The organism is Pseudomonas migulae, from assembly GCF_024169315.1.
GTDB lineage: Bacteria > Pseudomonadota > Gammaproteobacteria > Pseudomonadales > Pseudomonadaceae > Aquipseudomonas > Aquipseudomonas migulae_B.
In genome coordinates this window covers 2,902,501-2,915,764 of sequence record NZ_JALJWR010000001.1, presented here as the reverse complement: position 1 = coordinate 2,915,764, position 13,264 = coordinate 2,902,501, and the positions used below count along the sequence as shown (strand labels likewise).

At 57.7% G+C, this 13,264-nt stretch carries 11 protein-coding genes and 1 rRNA gene (1 of these 12 cut by a window edge); 10 read left to right on the top strand and 2 right to left on the bottom strand.

Translation table 11 applies throughout. From position 1 onward, the window contains the following. Positions 1 to 62: 62 nt before the first annotated feature. On the bottom strand, positions 63 to 1,619 hold the full coding sequence (locus J2Y86_RS13345; protein ID WP_253431995.1) for an AAA family ATPase: 1,557 nt from the start codon (positions 1,617 to 1,619) through the stop codon (positions 63 to 65). A gap of 117 nt (positions 1,620 to 1,736) precedes the next feature. Here J2Y86_RS13345 and mrcB point away from each other — a divergent pair, with 117 nt between their 5' ends. From mrcB to J2Y86_RS13330, 3 genes are read left to right on the top strand one after another with little or no spacing between them, the layout of a single operon-like run. Then, positions 1,737 to 4,061 (top strand): penicillin-binding protein 1B, encoded by a 2,325-nt coding sequence (gene mrcB, locus J2Y86_RS13340; protein ID WP_253431992.1) that lies wholly within the window; start codon positions 1,737 to 1,739, stop codon positions 4,059 to 4,061. Between the two features lie 16 nt (positions 4,062 to 4,077). Next, complete coding sequence (locus tag J2Y86_RS13335; RefSeq protein WP_253431989.1) at positions 4,078 to 4,797, top strand: tetratricopeptide repeat protein; 720 nt, start codon at positions 4,078 to 4,080, stop codon at positions 4,795 to 4,797. Continuing rightward, positions 4,797 to 5,132, top strand: coding sequence for a YqcC family protein (locus tag J2Y86_RS13330; protein ID WP_084323068.1), 336 nt, complete (start codon positions 4,797 to 4,799; stop codon positions 5,130 to 5,132). Before J2Y86_RS13335 ends, J2Y86_RS13330 begins: the two co-directional genes overlap by 1 nt. A gap of 24 nt (positions 5,133 to 5,156) precedes the next feature. On the opposite strand, the gene J2Y86_RS13325 is transcribed toward J2Y86_RS13330, so the two are convergent. Further along, positions 5,157 to 5,579, bottom strand: coding sequence for a DUF4124 domain-containing protein (locus J2Y86_RS13325; RefSeq protein WP_253431986.1), 423 nt, complete (start codon positions 5,577 to 5,579; stop codon positions 5,157 to 5,159). Positions 5,580 to 5,979: 400 nt separating this feature from the next. On the opposite strand from J2Y86_RS13325, the gene J2Y86_RS13320 reads away from it, so the two are divergent. From J2Y86_RS13320 to J2Y86_RS13290, 7 genes are all read left to right on the top strand, one after another. Then, positions 5,980 to 7,704 (top strand): acetolactate synthase 3 large subunit, encoded by a 1,725-nt coding sequence (locus J2Y86_RS13320; RefSeq protein ID WP_253431983.1) that lies wholly within the window; start codon positions 5,980 to 5,982, stop codon positions 7,702 to 7,704. A gap of 2 nt (positions 7,705 to 7,706) precedes the next feature. After that, positions 7,707 to 8,198, top strand: coding sequence for an acetolactate synthase small subunit (gene ilvN / locus J2Y86_RS13315; protein ID WP_003205610.1), 492 nt, complete (start codon positions 7,707 to 7,709; stop codon positions 8,196 to 8,198). A gap of 48 nt (positions 8,199 to 8,246) precedes the next feature. Next, complete coding sequence (gene ilvC, locus J2Y86_RS13310) at positions 8,247 to 9,263, top strand: ketol-acid reductoisomerase (RefSeq protein WP_007948647.1); 1,017 nt, start codon at positions 8,247 to 8,249, stop codon at positions 9,261 to 9,263. Between the two features lie 144 nt (positions 9,264 to 9,407). Next, positions 9,408 to 10,262, top strand: a complete 855-nt coding sequence (pssA, locus tag J2Y86_RS13305; protein ID WP_253431979.1) for a CDP-diacylglycerol--serine O-phosphatidyltransferase — start codon at positions 9,408 to 9,410, stop codon at positions 10,260 to 10,262. Between the two features lie 58 nt (positions 10,263 to 10,320). Continuing rightward, complete coding sequence (msrP, locus tag J2Y86_RS13300; protein ID WP_253431976.1) at positions 10,321 to 11,334, top strand: protein-methionine-sulfoxide reductase catalytic subunit MsrP; 1,014 nt, start codon at positions 10,321 to 10,323, stop codon at positions 11,332 to 11,334. Then, on the top strand, positions 11,334 to 11,954 hold the full coding sequence (gene msrQ, locus J2Y86_RS13295) for a protein-methionine-sulfoxide reductase heme-binding subunit MsrQ (RefSeq protein ID WP_253431972.1): 621 nt from the start codon (positions 11,334 to 11,336) through the stop codon (positions 11,952 to 11,954). Before msrP ends, msrQ begins: the two co-directional genes overlap by 1 nt. A gap of 544 nt (positions 11,955 to 12,498) precedes the next feature. Continuing rightward, positions 12,499 to 13,264: ribosomal RNA gene (locus tag J2Y86_RS13290) — 16S ribosomal RNA — on the top strand (it continues 771 nt past the right edge of the window).

The window sequence follows — 13,264 nt, the reverse complement described above, 5'->3', positions numbered from 1 at the left end:
AGTATAGTGCCACTATTTGACAGCCGTGAAGCCGGCGAAGGCTCCACGGCTGAAATACTTTCTTACAGCCCCGGCAAGCGTTGGCGAATTTGCGCAACGACGGTGTCGAGGGTTCCGCTTTCATTGGTCTGAACGCGTTTGCTGCACAGAATCTCTTCTGGCGTCAGGGCTTCACGACTGGCTTGCTGAGCGGCGATAACGGCCAGGTTGGCGTCGGACGGATCCTTTTTGTCAGCCTGACGCAGGGCCAGCCAGCTTTCGATCACCGCTTGTGGTGCGTTGCAGTCAAGGATCAGGAACGGCGCGCCGGTGGCTTCGGCGATTTTTGCCGCGCCATCACGCTGATCGCGCTTGAGGTAAGTGGCATCGACCACGACGGGGAAGCCGGCACGCAGGATCACCGCGGCGATTTCATGCAGGCGGGTGTAGGTCGCGGCGCTGGCGTCGGCGCTATAAATGCCGGCTTGCGGATCGTTCGCGACGGTTTGCTCGCCGAACAGGCGTTTGCGTTCTACATCGGAGCGCAGGCGAATTGCGCCCAGCGCTTCCACCAGACGCATGGCCACATGACTTTTGCCGACAGCGGAAACGCCGTGAGTGATTGCCATGAAGCGCGAAGGAATGGTGCTGTAGCTTTCCGCCAGGTTGGCGTAGTTGCGGTACTGGCGCAGGGTGGTGGCGCGCTGCACCGGATCGGCTTCGGCCGGCATGCTGAACAGGCTGACTTTGGCACGAACCAGTGCGCGGTAAGCTTTATAGAAGTTCAGCAGTTCCAGACCCTGGTAATCGCCGGTCAGCTCCAGGTACTGGCTGATGAAACGACGGGCCAGGCTTTTCAGGCCGCGGTCTTCAAGGTCCATCGCCAGGAAACCGGTGTCGGCATAGACGTCGGTGAAGCGGAACGGTTCGTTGAATTCGATGCAGTCGAAGATCACGACCTTGTCATCGATCACGGTGGCGTTGCCCAGGTGGATGTCGCCATGGCACTCGCGGATGAACCCTTCGGCCTTGCGTTGGGCGAACAACGGCTTGAGGCGCTCGAAGCTGCTTTCGGCCCAGGCTTGCAGGGCGTCGAGTTGCAGCAGGTCAGCCTTGTCACTCAGAAACGGGCGGATCTGTTCGAAGTTCTGGCGCACGGGTGCCATGACGCTGTCCGGGGTGCCGGCTTCGTGTTCGGCAGGGACTTTTGGCGCGGTGAGGTGGAACTGCGCGATTTGTACGGCCATCTCGTCGATGTGCGCGGTGGTCAATTCGCCGTTGGCCTGCAGCGTGCTGAGCAACTGGCTCTGCGGGAACTGACGCATTTTCAGGGCGTAATCGACGACCGGGCCATCGCCACCGAATTGCGGTGCTTCAGCACTGCCAGTGATCGGCAACACTTCGAGATACAAATCATCGGTCAGACGCTGGTTCAGGCGCAGCTCTTCGCCGCAGAAATGCTCGCGAGCATCGAGGCTGGTGAAGTCGAGGAAGCCGAAATTGACCGGCTTCTTCACTTTATAAGCAAAGGGGCCTGTGAGGATCACCCACGAGATGTGGGTTTCGATGACCTGGAACCCGTCTACCGGATGCGGGTAAAGGGCCGGGTTTTGCAGGGCGGCGATCAGGGACTGGCTCACAAGCGTTCCTTCAGAGTCTGGGAAAATTCACGGCGGTCATTATGGCCGCAAGTCCGCCCGACGCAAACCTCGGCGGGCTCCTGTTGAGTATGAATAAAGTGCGTATAATCCGGCGCCATGACTCGTACTCGATCCCCCCGCACCCCCAAAAAACCACCTTCCAGAGGCCTGAGCCCTTGGCTGGGCTGGGCTCTTAAACTCAGTCTGGTCGGCCTTGTGGTGCTCGCCGGATTCGCGGTTTACCTTGATGCCATCGTCCAGGAGAAGTTCTCCGGCAAGCGCTGGACCATCCCGGCCAAGGTGTATGCACGCCCGCTTGAGCTGTTTACAGGGCAGAAGCTGAGCAAGGAAGACTTCCTCACCGAGCTCGATGCCCTGGGCTATCGTCGCGAAAGCGTGAGCAACGGCCCCGGCGCGGCAGCGGTCAACGGCAACACCGTTGACTTGAATACCCGTGGCTTCCAGTTCTATGAAGGGCTGGAGAATGCCCAGCCTGTGCGTGTGCGGTTCTCTGGCGATTATGTGGCCGAGCTTTCGGCGACCAACGGTTCGAAACTGTCGGTCGTGCGGCTGGAGCCGCTGCTGATCGGCGGGATTTACCCGAAGAACCTTGAAGACCGCATTCTGATCAAGATCGATCAGGTTCCGCCGTATCTGCTGGAAACCCTGGTTGCCGTGGAAGACCGGGACTTCTATAGCCATTGGGGCGTGTCGCCGAAGTCGATCGCCCGCGCCATCTGGGTCAACACCTCTGGCGGCAAGATGACCCAGGGCGGCAGTACGCTGACACAACAGCTGGTCAAGAATTTCTATCTGACCAGCGAGCGCAGCCTGACCCGAAAACTCACCGAAGCCATGATGGCGATGTTGCTGGAGCTGCATTACGACAAGCGAGAAATTCTTGAGGCTTATCTCAATGAAGTGTTCGTCGGTCAGGATGGCCAGCGAGCGGTGCATGGTTTTGGTCTGGCCAGCCAGTTTTTCTTCGGGCAGCCGTTGTCCGAGCTGAAACTGCATCAAGTCGCGATGCTGGTGGGCATGGTCAAGGGGCCGTCCTATTACAATCCGCGTCGCAACCCGGAGCGGGCGCTCGAGCGACGCAACCTGGTGCTCGATGTGCTTGAGCAGCAAGGCGTCGCCACCGCCGAGCAGGTCGCTGCCGCGAAGAAAATGCCACTGGGTGTGACGACCCGCGGCAAGTTGGCCGACAGCTCGTTCCCTGGTTTCCTCGACCTGGTGAAACGTCAGTTGCGCGAAGACTATCGCGATGAAGACTTGACCGAAGAAGGCCTGCGGATCTTCACCAGCTTCGACCCGATTCTGCAGATGAAAGCCGAAGCGTCGGTCAACGATACGTTCAAGCGCTTGTCCGGACGCAAAGGCTCCGATGACGTTGAGGCCGCGATGGTCGTGACCAACCCGGAAACCGGTGAGGTCCAGGCCATGATCGGCAGCCGTCAGGCGAGTTTCGCCGGTTTCAACCGGGCGTTGGATGCCGTGCGACCGATCGGCTCGCTGATCAAGCCGGCGGTGTATCTGACAGCCCTTGAGAAACCGAGCCAGTACACGTTGACCAGTTGGCTGTCGGACGAATCCTTCTCGGTGAAGGGCGCCGATGGTCAGGTCTGGAAACCGCAGAACTATGATCGTCGTTCCCATGGCACGGTTTTCCTGTATCAAGGCCTGGCGCATTCCTACAACCTGTCGACGGCGCGTCTCGGGTTGGCGGTGGGCGTGCCGAATGTCTTGAAGACGCTGGCTCGCCTGGGTGTGAGTCGCGAGTTCCCGGCATTCCCGTCGATGTTGCTCGGTGCGGGTGGCATGACACCGATCGAAGTGGCGACCATGTACCAGACGCTCGCCAACGGTGGCTTCAATACGCCGATGCGCGGGATTCGCAGCGTCCTGACGGCCGAAGGCGAGCCGCTCAAACGGTATCCATTCCAGATTCAGCAGCGTTTCGATCCGGCGTCCATTTACCTTATCCAGAGCGCCATGCAGCGGGTCATGCGTGAAGGCACCGGCAGTTCGGTTTACAACGTGTTACCGAAAACCCTGACGCTGGCCGGCAAGACCGGTACCAGTAACGATTCGCGAGACAGCTGGTTCGCCGGTTTCAGTCAGGACTTGCTGGCGGTGGTGTGGCTGGGGCGCGACGACAACGGCAAGACACCGTTTACCGGTGCCACCGGCGCGTTGCAGGTCTGGACCAGTTTCATGCGCAAGGCCGATCCGTTGCCGCTGGACATGCCGCAGCCGGATAATGTGGTTCAGGCCTGGGTCGATTCACATACCGGACAAGGCTCGGATGCCAACTGCCCAGGCGCCGTGCAGATGCCGTATATTCGCGGCAGCGAACCGCCTCCCGGCGCCGCGTGCGGTGGCGAAAGCCCTGTTAACGGTGAAACGGTGATGGATTGGGTCAAGGGCTGGATGAATTAAGCAAAGAGGGTTTCAAGTGAACAAGTGGTTGATTCCAGCGGTGACTGCCGTGGCTTTGCTCAGCGGTTGCTCCAGCGTACAGCGCGGTTCGATCCCGGTTGTGGATTCCGGCAGCGCCGTTTCCAACAGTGAACGTGTTTCGGCAAATGGCGGATTTCGTCAGACGACGACCCAGCGTCCTGTGCAAGCCCAGACGCAAGCGATTCCGCAAGGTGACACCGGCGTCGTGGTCATGGTGCCAGGTGGCGGAGCAGTTGCCTCAGCACCGATCAGTACCTCGCCGATTACGCCTGGCCCGATCGACACCTCGCCGGTTCAGTCGGCGCCGATCAATCAGGGCAGCTACAGCATGCCGTCGACCCCGAGCGGGATTCCTTCGTCGAGCGCCGGTGGCCTGTCTGCCGACGAACAGCTCGACGGCCCGGTGCTGGCATTGCTGACCACCGCTCAGCAACAACAGGCCGGTGGTGACCTCAACGGTGCCTCTTCCAGTCTCGAGCGCGCGCAACGTGTCGCGCCGCGTGAGCCGCAAGTGCTTTATCGTCTGGCTCAGGTCCGCATGGCTCAAGGCGATGCGGCACAAGCCGAGCAGTTCGCTCGTCGTGGTCTGACCTTCGCCAATGGTCGTCCGGCGCTTCAGGCCAGCCTGTGGGAATTGATTGCGCAGGCTCGTGAGAAACAGGGTGATTCCGCAGGCGCATCACTGGCCCGTCAGAAGGCCAAGGTTTCGTCGTGATGGACGCACGCTTTCCAAAGATTGCCGAGCAGTTGCTTTTGATCGAGCGCGAACTGCGCGTTCAGGGTTGGTGGGACGATGTCTCGCCTTCCGCTGAAGCGCTGTCCAGCGTCGAGCCCTTTTCGGTCGATACGCTGGATTTCGAGCAGTGGCTGCAATGGATTTTCCTGCCTCGCATGAAAACCATCCTGGAGCAGGATTTGCCGTTGCCCAACGCCTCGGGCATTCAGGAGATGGCCGAAATGGTCTTCGCCGCCCGCAATGTTCAGGGCAGGGATCGGCAGTTGCAGGTGCTGCTCAAAGAGTTCGACCTGCTGATTACTGCCTCTCGCTGACCCGTTCCTTTGAAGGAGCAGAGGCTACTGGCAGTTCTCGTTGATCTGTCTCTGTGCTTCGGCGGTGCGCTCCTGACGTTGCTCGTCGGTCAGGCGGCGCATCTCACCGTCGACATCCTCTCGTAATCGCGGATTGTTCTGCAGTTGAGCCAGGTTCGTCCGCGCCTGCTCGCAGAACACCTTCAACTGGGCTTGCTGCTCGGCGACCTGTTTTTTCACTGTCTTGTCGATGGCCTGTTGATCGCCAATGGCGTTGCTGCGTGGCAGCGTAGCCGGCTTGCCCGCAGAGGGGGAGGGCGTGACCACGGTGGTGGCTTCCCGGCCCTGGGGCGGTTGCGCATCGAAGTGCGTAACACCCTGTTCATCGACCCATTTGTAAATCTGGGCGGCCATGGCCACAGGGCTGATGCCTATCAGCAGGCTGACGGTCAGGAAAAACGTTCGCATGCCATTTCCTTGTATTGGGTTGCGCAATTGAAGCTAACACAGTTGCTGTTTAGCGGTTTTTTCTTGCTTTCTCATGTGCTTACTTCAATAAAGCACATTGACGACTTGACTTGCAGGGGACGAAACAGAAGAATCCAAAGTCCGCTGTAGAGGGACTGCCAGAAGCAGGCCCACTCGGCAGATCATGAGGCGCACATCCGCGCCGACCTGTTACACCCGCAACGCGTTACCTCGCGCTGGGTGGGAAAGGCCCGCAACACTTGGGACGATCCCAATACTTGCTCAGTCAGTGCTGACGTAGTCGGCGACCACCGTCGCTCATGCTCTGCCGAGAAGTAAACCTATTAAGACCCGTCCTCTTTCATGTGGGCGGTATTCTGGCGTTTTAGAGGTGAACAACGTGGAGCTTTTATCTGGCGGTGAGATGCTCGTCCGCTTCTTGCGTGACGAAGGCGTCAAATATATCTATGGGTACCCGGGCGGTGCCGCATTGCATATCTACGACGCGCTGTTCAAAGAACCAGCCGTTCAACATATTCTCGTTCGTCATGAGCAGGCTGCCACTCACATGGCAGACGGCTATGCGCGCGCCACCGGCAAGGCCGGCGTCGTACTGGTGACCTCCGGTCCTGGCGCGACCAACGTCATTACCGGTATTGCCACTGCGTACATGGACTCGATCCCGATGGTGATCCTGACCGCCCAGGTGCCGAGCACCATGGTCGGTACCGACGCCTTCCAGGAAACCGACATGATCGGTATCTCCCGGCCGATCGTGAAACACAGTTTCATGATCAAGCATGCTTCGGAAATCCCGGAGATCATGAAAAAGGCGTTCTACCTGGCGCAATCCGGTCGTCCAGGTCCTGTCGTTGTCGATATCCCGAAAGACATGACCAACCCGGCCGAGAAGTTCGAATACGTCTTTCCGAAAAAAGCCAAGCTGCGTTCCTACAGCCCGGCGGTTCGCGGTCACTCGGGCCAGATCCGCAAAGCGGTGGAAATGCTCCTGGCGGCCAAGCGGCCGGTCATCTATGCCGGTGGCGGCGTCATTCTGGGTAACGGCTCTGCGCCGTTGACCGAGCTGGCGCAACTGCTGAACGCACCGGTCACCAATACCTTGATGGGCCTCGGCGCCTATCCGGGCACGGACCGTCAGTTCCTCGGCATGCTGGGTATGCACGGCAGCTACACCGCCAACCTGGCGATGCACCATGCGGACGTGATCATGGCTGTGGGCGCGCGTTTCGATGACCGTGTAATCAACGGCGCGTCGAAGTTCTGCCCAAGCGCCAAGATCATCCACATCGATATCGACCCGGCGTCGATCTCCAAGACCATCAAGGCCGACGTTCCTATCGTAGGCCCGGTGGAAAGCGTATTGACCGAAATGGTCGCTACCTTCAAGGAAATCGGCGAGACCCCGAACAAGGACTCGGTCGCTGCCTGGTGGAAGCAGGTTGAAGAGTGGCGCGGTGATCGCGACATGTTCCCTTACAACAAAGGGGACGGCAGCATCATCAAGCCGCAGACGGTTATCGAAACCCTGCACGAAGTGACCAAGGGCGATGCCTACATCGCTTCCGACGTGGGTCAGCACCAGATGTTCGCGGCGCAGTACTACCGCTTCGACAAGCCTAACCGCTGGATCAACTCCGGCGGCCTGGGCACGATGGGCTTCGGTTTCCCGGCGGCAATGGGCGTGAAACTGAGCTTCCCGGACGCTGATGTGGCTTGCGTGACCGGTGAAGGCAGCATCCAGATGAACATCCAGGAGCTGTCCACTTGTCTGCAGCATGACCTGCCGGTGAAGATCATCCTGCTCAACAACGGCGTGCTGGGCATGGTCCGTCAGTGGCAGGACATGAGCTACGGCGCGCGTCACTCGCACTCCTACATGGAATCGTTGCCGGACTTCGTCAAGTTGGCGGAAGCCTACGGCCATGTCGGGATGCGCATCACGGACTTGAAGGATTTGAAGCCGATGATGGAGCAGGCATTTGCGATGAAGGATCGTCTGGTGTTCATCGACATCAAGGTTGACGCCGGTGAACACGTCTACCCGATGCAGATCAAAGACGGCTCCATGCGCGATATGTGGCTGAGCAAGACGGAGCGTACTTAATCATGCGACATATTATTTCCCTGCTTCTGGAAAACGAACCCGGCGCTCTGTCTCGCGTAGTCGGCCTGTTCTCGCAGCGCAACTACAACATCGAAAGCCTGACCGTGGCGCCAACCGAAGACCCGACCCTGTCGCGTCTGACGCTGACCACGGTCGGTCACGATGAAATCATCGAGCAGATCACCAAGAACCTGAACAAGCTGATCGAAGTGGTCAAACTGGTCGACCTGTCGGAAAGTGCTCACATCGAGCGCGAACTGATGCTGGTCAAGGTCAAGGCTACCGGCGCCCAGCGCGCCGAGATCAAGCGCACCACCGATATTTACCGTGGGCAGATCGTCGATGTCAGCGCTAGCGTGTATACCGTTCAATTGACCGGTACCAGCGACAAGCTCGACAGCTTCATTCAGTCCATTGGCACCGCCTCGATTCTGGAAACCGTCCGCAGCGGCGTAACCGGTATTGCTCGCGGCGACAAAGTACTCAGCATCTAAACCAAATTAGCGAACGGCCTGAACGGCCTGGATATATAGGGGAATTTCATGAAAGTTTATTACGAAAAAGACTGCGACCTGTCGATCATCCAGGGCAAGAAAGTTGCCATCATCGGTTACGGTTCCCAGGGCCACGCTCAAGCGTGCAACCTGAAAGACTCCGGCGTTGATGTCACTGTCGGCCTGCGTAAAGGTTCGGCGACTGTTGCCAAGGCAGAAGCTCACGGCCTGAAAGTGACCGACGTTGCTTCCGCTGTCGCGGCTGCCGACCTGGTCATGATCCTGACCCCGGACGAGTTCCAGTCTGCCCTGTACAAGAACGAAATCGAGCCGAACATCAAGAAAGGCGCCACCCTGGCCTTCTCCCACGGTTTCGCGATCCACTACAACCAGGTTGTTCCGCGCGCTGACCTCGACGTGATCATGATCGCGCCGAAAGCACCGGGCCACACCGTACGTTCCGAGTTCGTCAAGGGCGGCGGTATCCCTGACCTGATCGCTATCTACCAGGATGCTTCCGGCAACGCCAAAAACGTTGCACTGTCCTACGCAGCTGGCGTGGGTGGCGGTCGCACCGGCATCATCGAAACCACCTTCAAGGACGAGACCGAAACCGACCTGTTCGGCGAACAAGCCGTACTGTGCGGCGGTACCGTTGAACTGGTCAAAGCCGGTTTCGAAACTTTGGTTGAAGCTGGCTACGCGCCGGAAATGGCCTACTTCGAGTGCCTGCACGAACTGAAACTGATCGTTGACCTCATGTACGAAGGCGGTATCGCCAACATGAACTACTCGATCTCCAACAACGCTGAATACGGCGAGTACGTGACCGGTCCGGAAGTGATCAACGCCGAATCCCGTCAGGCCATGCGCAACGCCCTGAAACGTATTCAGGACGGCGAATACGCCAAGATGTTCATCAGCGAAGGCGCAACCGGCTATCCTTCGATGACCGCCAAGCGTCGTAACAACGCCGCTCACGGTATCGAAATCATCGGCGAGCAACTGCGCTCCATGATGCCGTGGATCGGTGCCAACAAGATCGTCGACAAAGCCAAAAACTAAGTCGCGCACTTGTACGGAAAACGCGGCCCAGGCCGCGTTTTTTCGTTTGGGAGGCCGGTTCTGGTATAAAGCTGCATCGTTTGCGGCCGAACCCTCGTCCCAGACACCTGTCGAAACTTTCCACCCCGTTGCAAGGTAATGTCCATGAGCGAACGTCCCGAAGAGCCAAACCAGGCTTCTGACGCCGAAAGCCTGCTGCCCATCGATGAACACATCGAAGAAGGGCATGACGCTGAAGGTCGTAAAGTCCGGCATCGTGGTATCTATCTTCTGCCGAATCTGTTCACCACTGCGAACCTGTTCGCAGGGTTTTACTCCATCATCAACTCGATGAGTGCCCAGAGCGCCTTGAGTGCCGGCGATGCGATTGGTGCGAGCAAGTATTTCGCATTTGCCGCGATCGCCATTTTTGTCGCCATGGTGCTCGACGGTCTCGACGGTCGCGTTGCCCGTATGACCAACACCCAGAGTGCCTTCGGTGCCGAGTACGACTCGCTGTCCGATATGGTCGCCTTCGGTGTCGCGCCGGCACTGCTGGCATTTGGCTGGGCCTTGGGCGATATGGGCAAGGTCGGCTGGATGGTCGCCTTCATTTATGTCGCTGGCGCTGCACTGCGTCTGGCTCGCTTCAACACCCAGGTGGGGACCGCCGACAAGCGCTACTTCATCGGCCTGGCCAGTCCGGCTGCAGCGGGTGTGGTTGCAGGTATTGTCTGGGCATTCAGTGATTACGGCATCCAGGGCTCGAAGATGTCTTTCCTGGTGGCGCTGATGGTCGCGGCCGCCGGCATGCTGATGGTCAGTAACATCAAGTACAACAGCTTCAAGGAGCTGGACCTGAAAGGGCGCGTACCTTTTGTGGCGATCCTTGCGGTCGTGCTGGTGTTCGCCGTCGTGTTCAGTGATCCGCCGCGCATCCTGCTGCTGGTGTTCCTCGCCTACGCAGCATCGGGTCCGGTTCAATATCTGTTACGTCTTCGTCGGCACAAAACCACGTAATTTCCCTCATACTCCGCAGTCTATTGGTGCATCTGTCCTCCAATGCTGCGGAGTTGCCATGCTGATCAAAGTCCCCAAGACGTCCGACTGCCATGAGTCGGACGTTACGCCTGAATCCCTCTATCTATCTCGTCGAAATGTACTGGGTGCGGCTGTTGCCGGCTTGGCGGTGAGCAGCTTGCCTCGTTGGGCCAATGCGGAAGATGCCGTGCGATACGCGGATGTCGAGGCGGGCAACGCGCCTTCCTGGTTTGCCGAGAAACTTCCTTCTACCCGGTGGGGGGCGGTCAACGTCAAGGATGAATCGATCACGCCGTTCAAGGACGCGACCCACTACAACAACTTCTATGAGTTCGGCACCGATAAAGGTGATCCGGCGGCCAACGCTGGCGCGCTGAAAACCGAACCCTGGAGCGTGGTGGTCGATGGCGAGGTAGGTAAGCCGGGTCGATATGCGCTGGAAGACTTCATGAAGCCCTACCAGTTGGAGGAGCGTATTTATCGTCTCCGCTGCGTGGAGGCCTGGTCGATGGTCATCCCGTGGATCGGTTTTCCCCTATCGGCTTTGCTCAAGGAAGTAGAGCCGACCTCCAAGGCCAGGTTCATTCGCTTTGAAACCTTGCAGGATCCTAAAACCATGCCGGGGCAGCGCTCTGGTTTCGCCTTGATCGACTGGCCTTATGTAGAAGGGCTGAGGCTGGATGAGGCGATGAACCCGTTGGCGATCCTTGCGGTGGGTATGTATGGGCGCGAGCTGCCTAACCAGAACGGCGCGCCTCTGCGTTTGGTAGTGCCGTGGAAGTATGGCTTCAAGAGCATCAAATCCATCGTGCGGATCAGTCTGGTCAGCGAACAGCCGAAAACTACCTGGCAGAGCATTGCTGCGGACGAGTACGGCTTTTACGCCAACGTGAACCCGACCGTCGATCATCCGCGCTGGACCCAGGCCCGGGAACGGCGTTTACCGAGTGGTCTGTTCAAGCCCAATGTGCGCGACACGCAAATGTTCAACGGCTACTCGGACGAAGTCGCTTCTTTATATGCAGGGCTCGATCTGCGGAAGAATTACTGATGCGATATCCGTTGTGGCGAGTGGCTGTCTTTGTGGCGGCGGCGGTTTGGCCATTGCTCTGGCTGTATCAGGCCTGGGCGGATGTGCTGGGACCGGATCCGGGCAAGGTGCTGGTTGACCGGTTGGGGCTGGGGACGCTTGTGCTGCTGCTTGTTACGTTGAGCATGACGCCTTTGCAGAAACTCACCGGTTGGGCGGGGTGGATTGCTGTCCGTCGGCAATTGGGGTTGTGGTGCTTCGCTTACGTGGTTCTGCATTTGAGCGGTTACACGGCGTTCATTCTTGGTTTTGACTGGTCCCAGTTGGGGGTCGAGCTGCGCAAACGGCCTTACATTATTGTCGGGGCGCTTGGATTCCTTTGTTTGTTGGTATTGGCGTTGACCTCAAATCGCTACAGTCAGCGACGATTGGGATCTCGCTGGAAGAAGTTGCATCGACTGGCCTATGCAGTTCTCGGGCTCGGACTGTTGCATATGTTGTGGATCGTGCGTGCCGATCTGAAGGAGTGGGCGGTCTATGCCTCTATAGGGCTGTTGCTATTAGTGCTGCGCCTACCCCCTGTAACCCGCCGAATTCCACGTTTAACCGCTAAGAAATCATCTTCTGCAAGAAAAGCGTAATTAAGGGTTGACGGCAGATTCTGGAAGTCTATAATTCGCCCCACTTCCGGCGCAGTCGAAACGGAAAACTCCTTGGTAAACAAAGAGTTACGCAGTTTTCGACAGCGAGTTGCTTCAGTTCATCGAAGCCCAGAAGGAGTTGGTTGAGCAGTGTGTTTTCGCTTGATTGACGGTTCGATCTTCTCGGTCGAAAGCGGAGAAAAAGAGGTGTTGACAGCAGCGAGTAACGCTGTAGAATTCGCCTCCCGCTAACGAGAGATCGGAAGCGCAAGTGGTTGAAGTTGCAAAGGAAACTTTGAAAACTTCTGAAAATAACCGCTTGACAGATACAGAGGACGCTGTAGAATGCGCGCCTCGGTTTAGACGAAAGATCTTAACCAACCGCTCTTTAACAACTGAATCAAGCAATTCGTGTGGGTGCTTGTGGAGTCAGACTGATAGTCAACAAGATTATCAGCATCACAAGTTACTCCGCGAGAAATCAAAGATGTAACCAACGATTGCTGAGCCAAGTTTAGGGTTTCTTAAAAACCCAAAGATGTTTGAACTGAAGAGTTTGATCATGGCTCAGATTGAACGCTGGCGGCAGGCCTAACACATGCAAGTCGAGCGGTAGAGAGAAGCTTGCTTCTCTTGAGAGCGGCGGACGGGTGAGTAATGCCTAGGAATCTGCCTGGTAGTGGGGGATAACGCTCGGAAACGGACGCTAATACCGCATACGTCCTACGGGAGAAAGCAGGGGACCTTCGGGCCTTGCGCTATCAGATGAGCCTAGGTCGGATTAGCTAGTTGGTGAGGTAATGGCTCACCAAGGCGACGATCCGTAACTGGTCTGAGAGGATGATCAGTCACACTGGAACTGAGACACGGTCCAGACTCCTACGGGAGGCAGCAGTGGGGAATATTGGACAATGGGCGAAAGCCTGATCCAGCCATGCCGCGTGTGTGAAGAAGGTCTTCGGATTGTAAAGCACTTTAAGTTGGGAGGAAGGGCATTAACCTAATACGTTGGTGTCTTGACGTTACCGACAGAATAAGCACCGGCTAACTCTGTGCCAGCAGCCGCGGTAATACAGAGGGTGCAAGCGTTAATCGGAATTACTGGGCGTAAAGCGCGCGTAGGTGGTTTGTTAAGTTGGATGTGAAATCCCCGGGCTCAACCTGGGAACTGCATTCAAAACTGACAAGCTAGAGTATGGTAGAGGGTGGTGGAATTTCCTGTGTAGCGGTGAAATGCGTAGATATAGGAAGGAACACCAGTGGCGAAGGCGACCACCTGGACTGATACTGACACTGAGGTGCGAAAGCGT

Coding starts and splice junctions, on each gene's coding strand:
- J2Y86_RS13325 (WP_253431986.1), bottom strand. CDS start 5,579: ATGCGAACGTTTTTCCTGACCGTCAGCCTGCTGATAGGCATCAGCCCT.
- ilvN (WP_003205610.1), top strand. CDS start 7,707: ATGCGACATATTATTTCCCTGCTTCTGGAAAACGAACCCGGCGCTCTG.
- ilvC (WP_007948647.1), top strand. CDS start 8,247: ATGAAAGTTTATTACGAAAAAGACTGCGACCTGTCGATCATCCAGGGC.
- mrcB (WP_253431992.1), top strand. CDS start 1,737: ATGACTCGTACTCGATCCCCCCGCACCCCCAAAAAACCACCTTCCAGA.
- pssA (WP_253431979.1), top strand. CDS start 9,408: ATGAGCGAACGTCCCGAAGAGCCAAACCAGGCTTCTGACGCCGAAAGC.
- msrP (WP_253431976.1), top strand. CDS start 10,321: ATGCTGATCAAAGTCCCCAAGACGTCCGACTGCCATGAGTCGGACGTT.
- msrQ (WP_253431972.1), top strand. CDS start 11,334: ATGCGATATCCGTTGTGGCGAGTGGCTGTCTTTGTGGCGGCGGCGGTT.
- J2Y86_RS13330 (WP_084323068.1), top strand. CDS start 4,797: ATGGACGCACGCTTTCCAAAGATTGCCGAGCAGTTGCTTTTGATCGAG.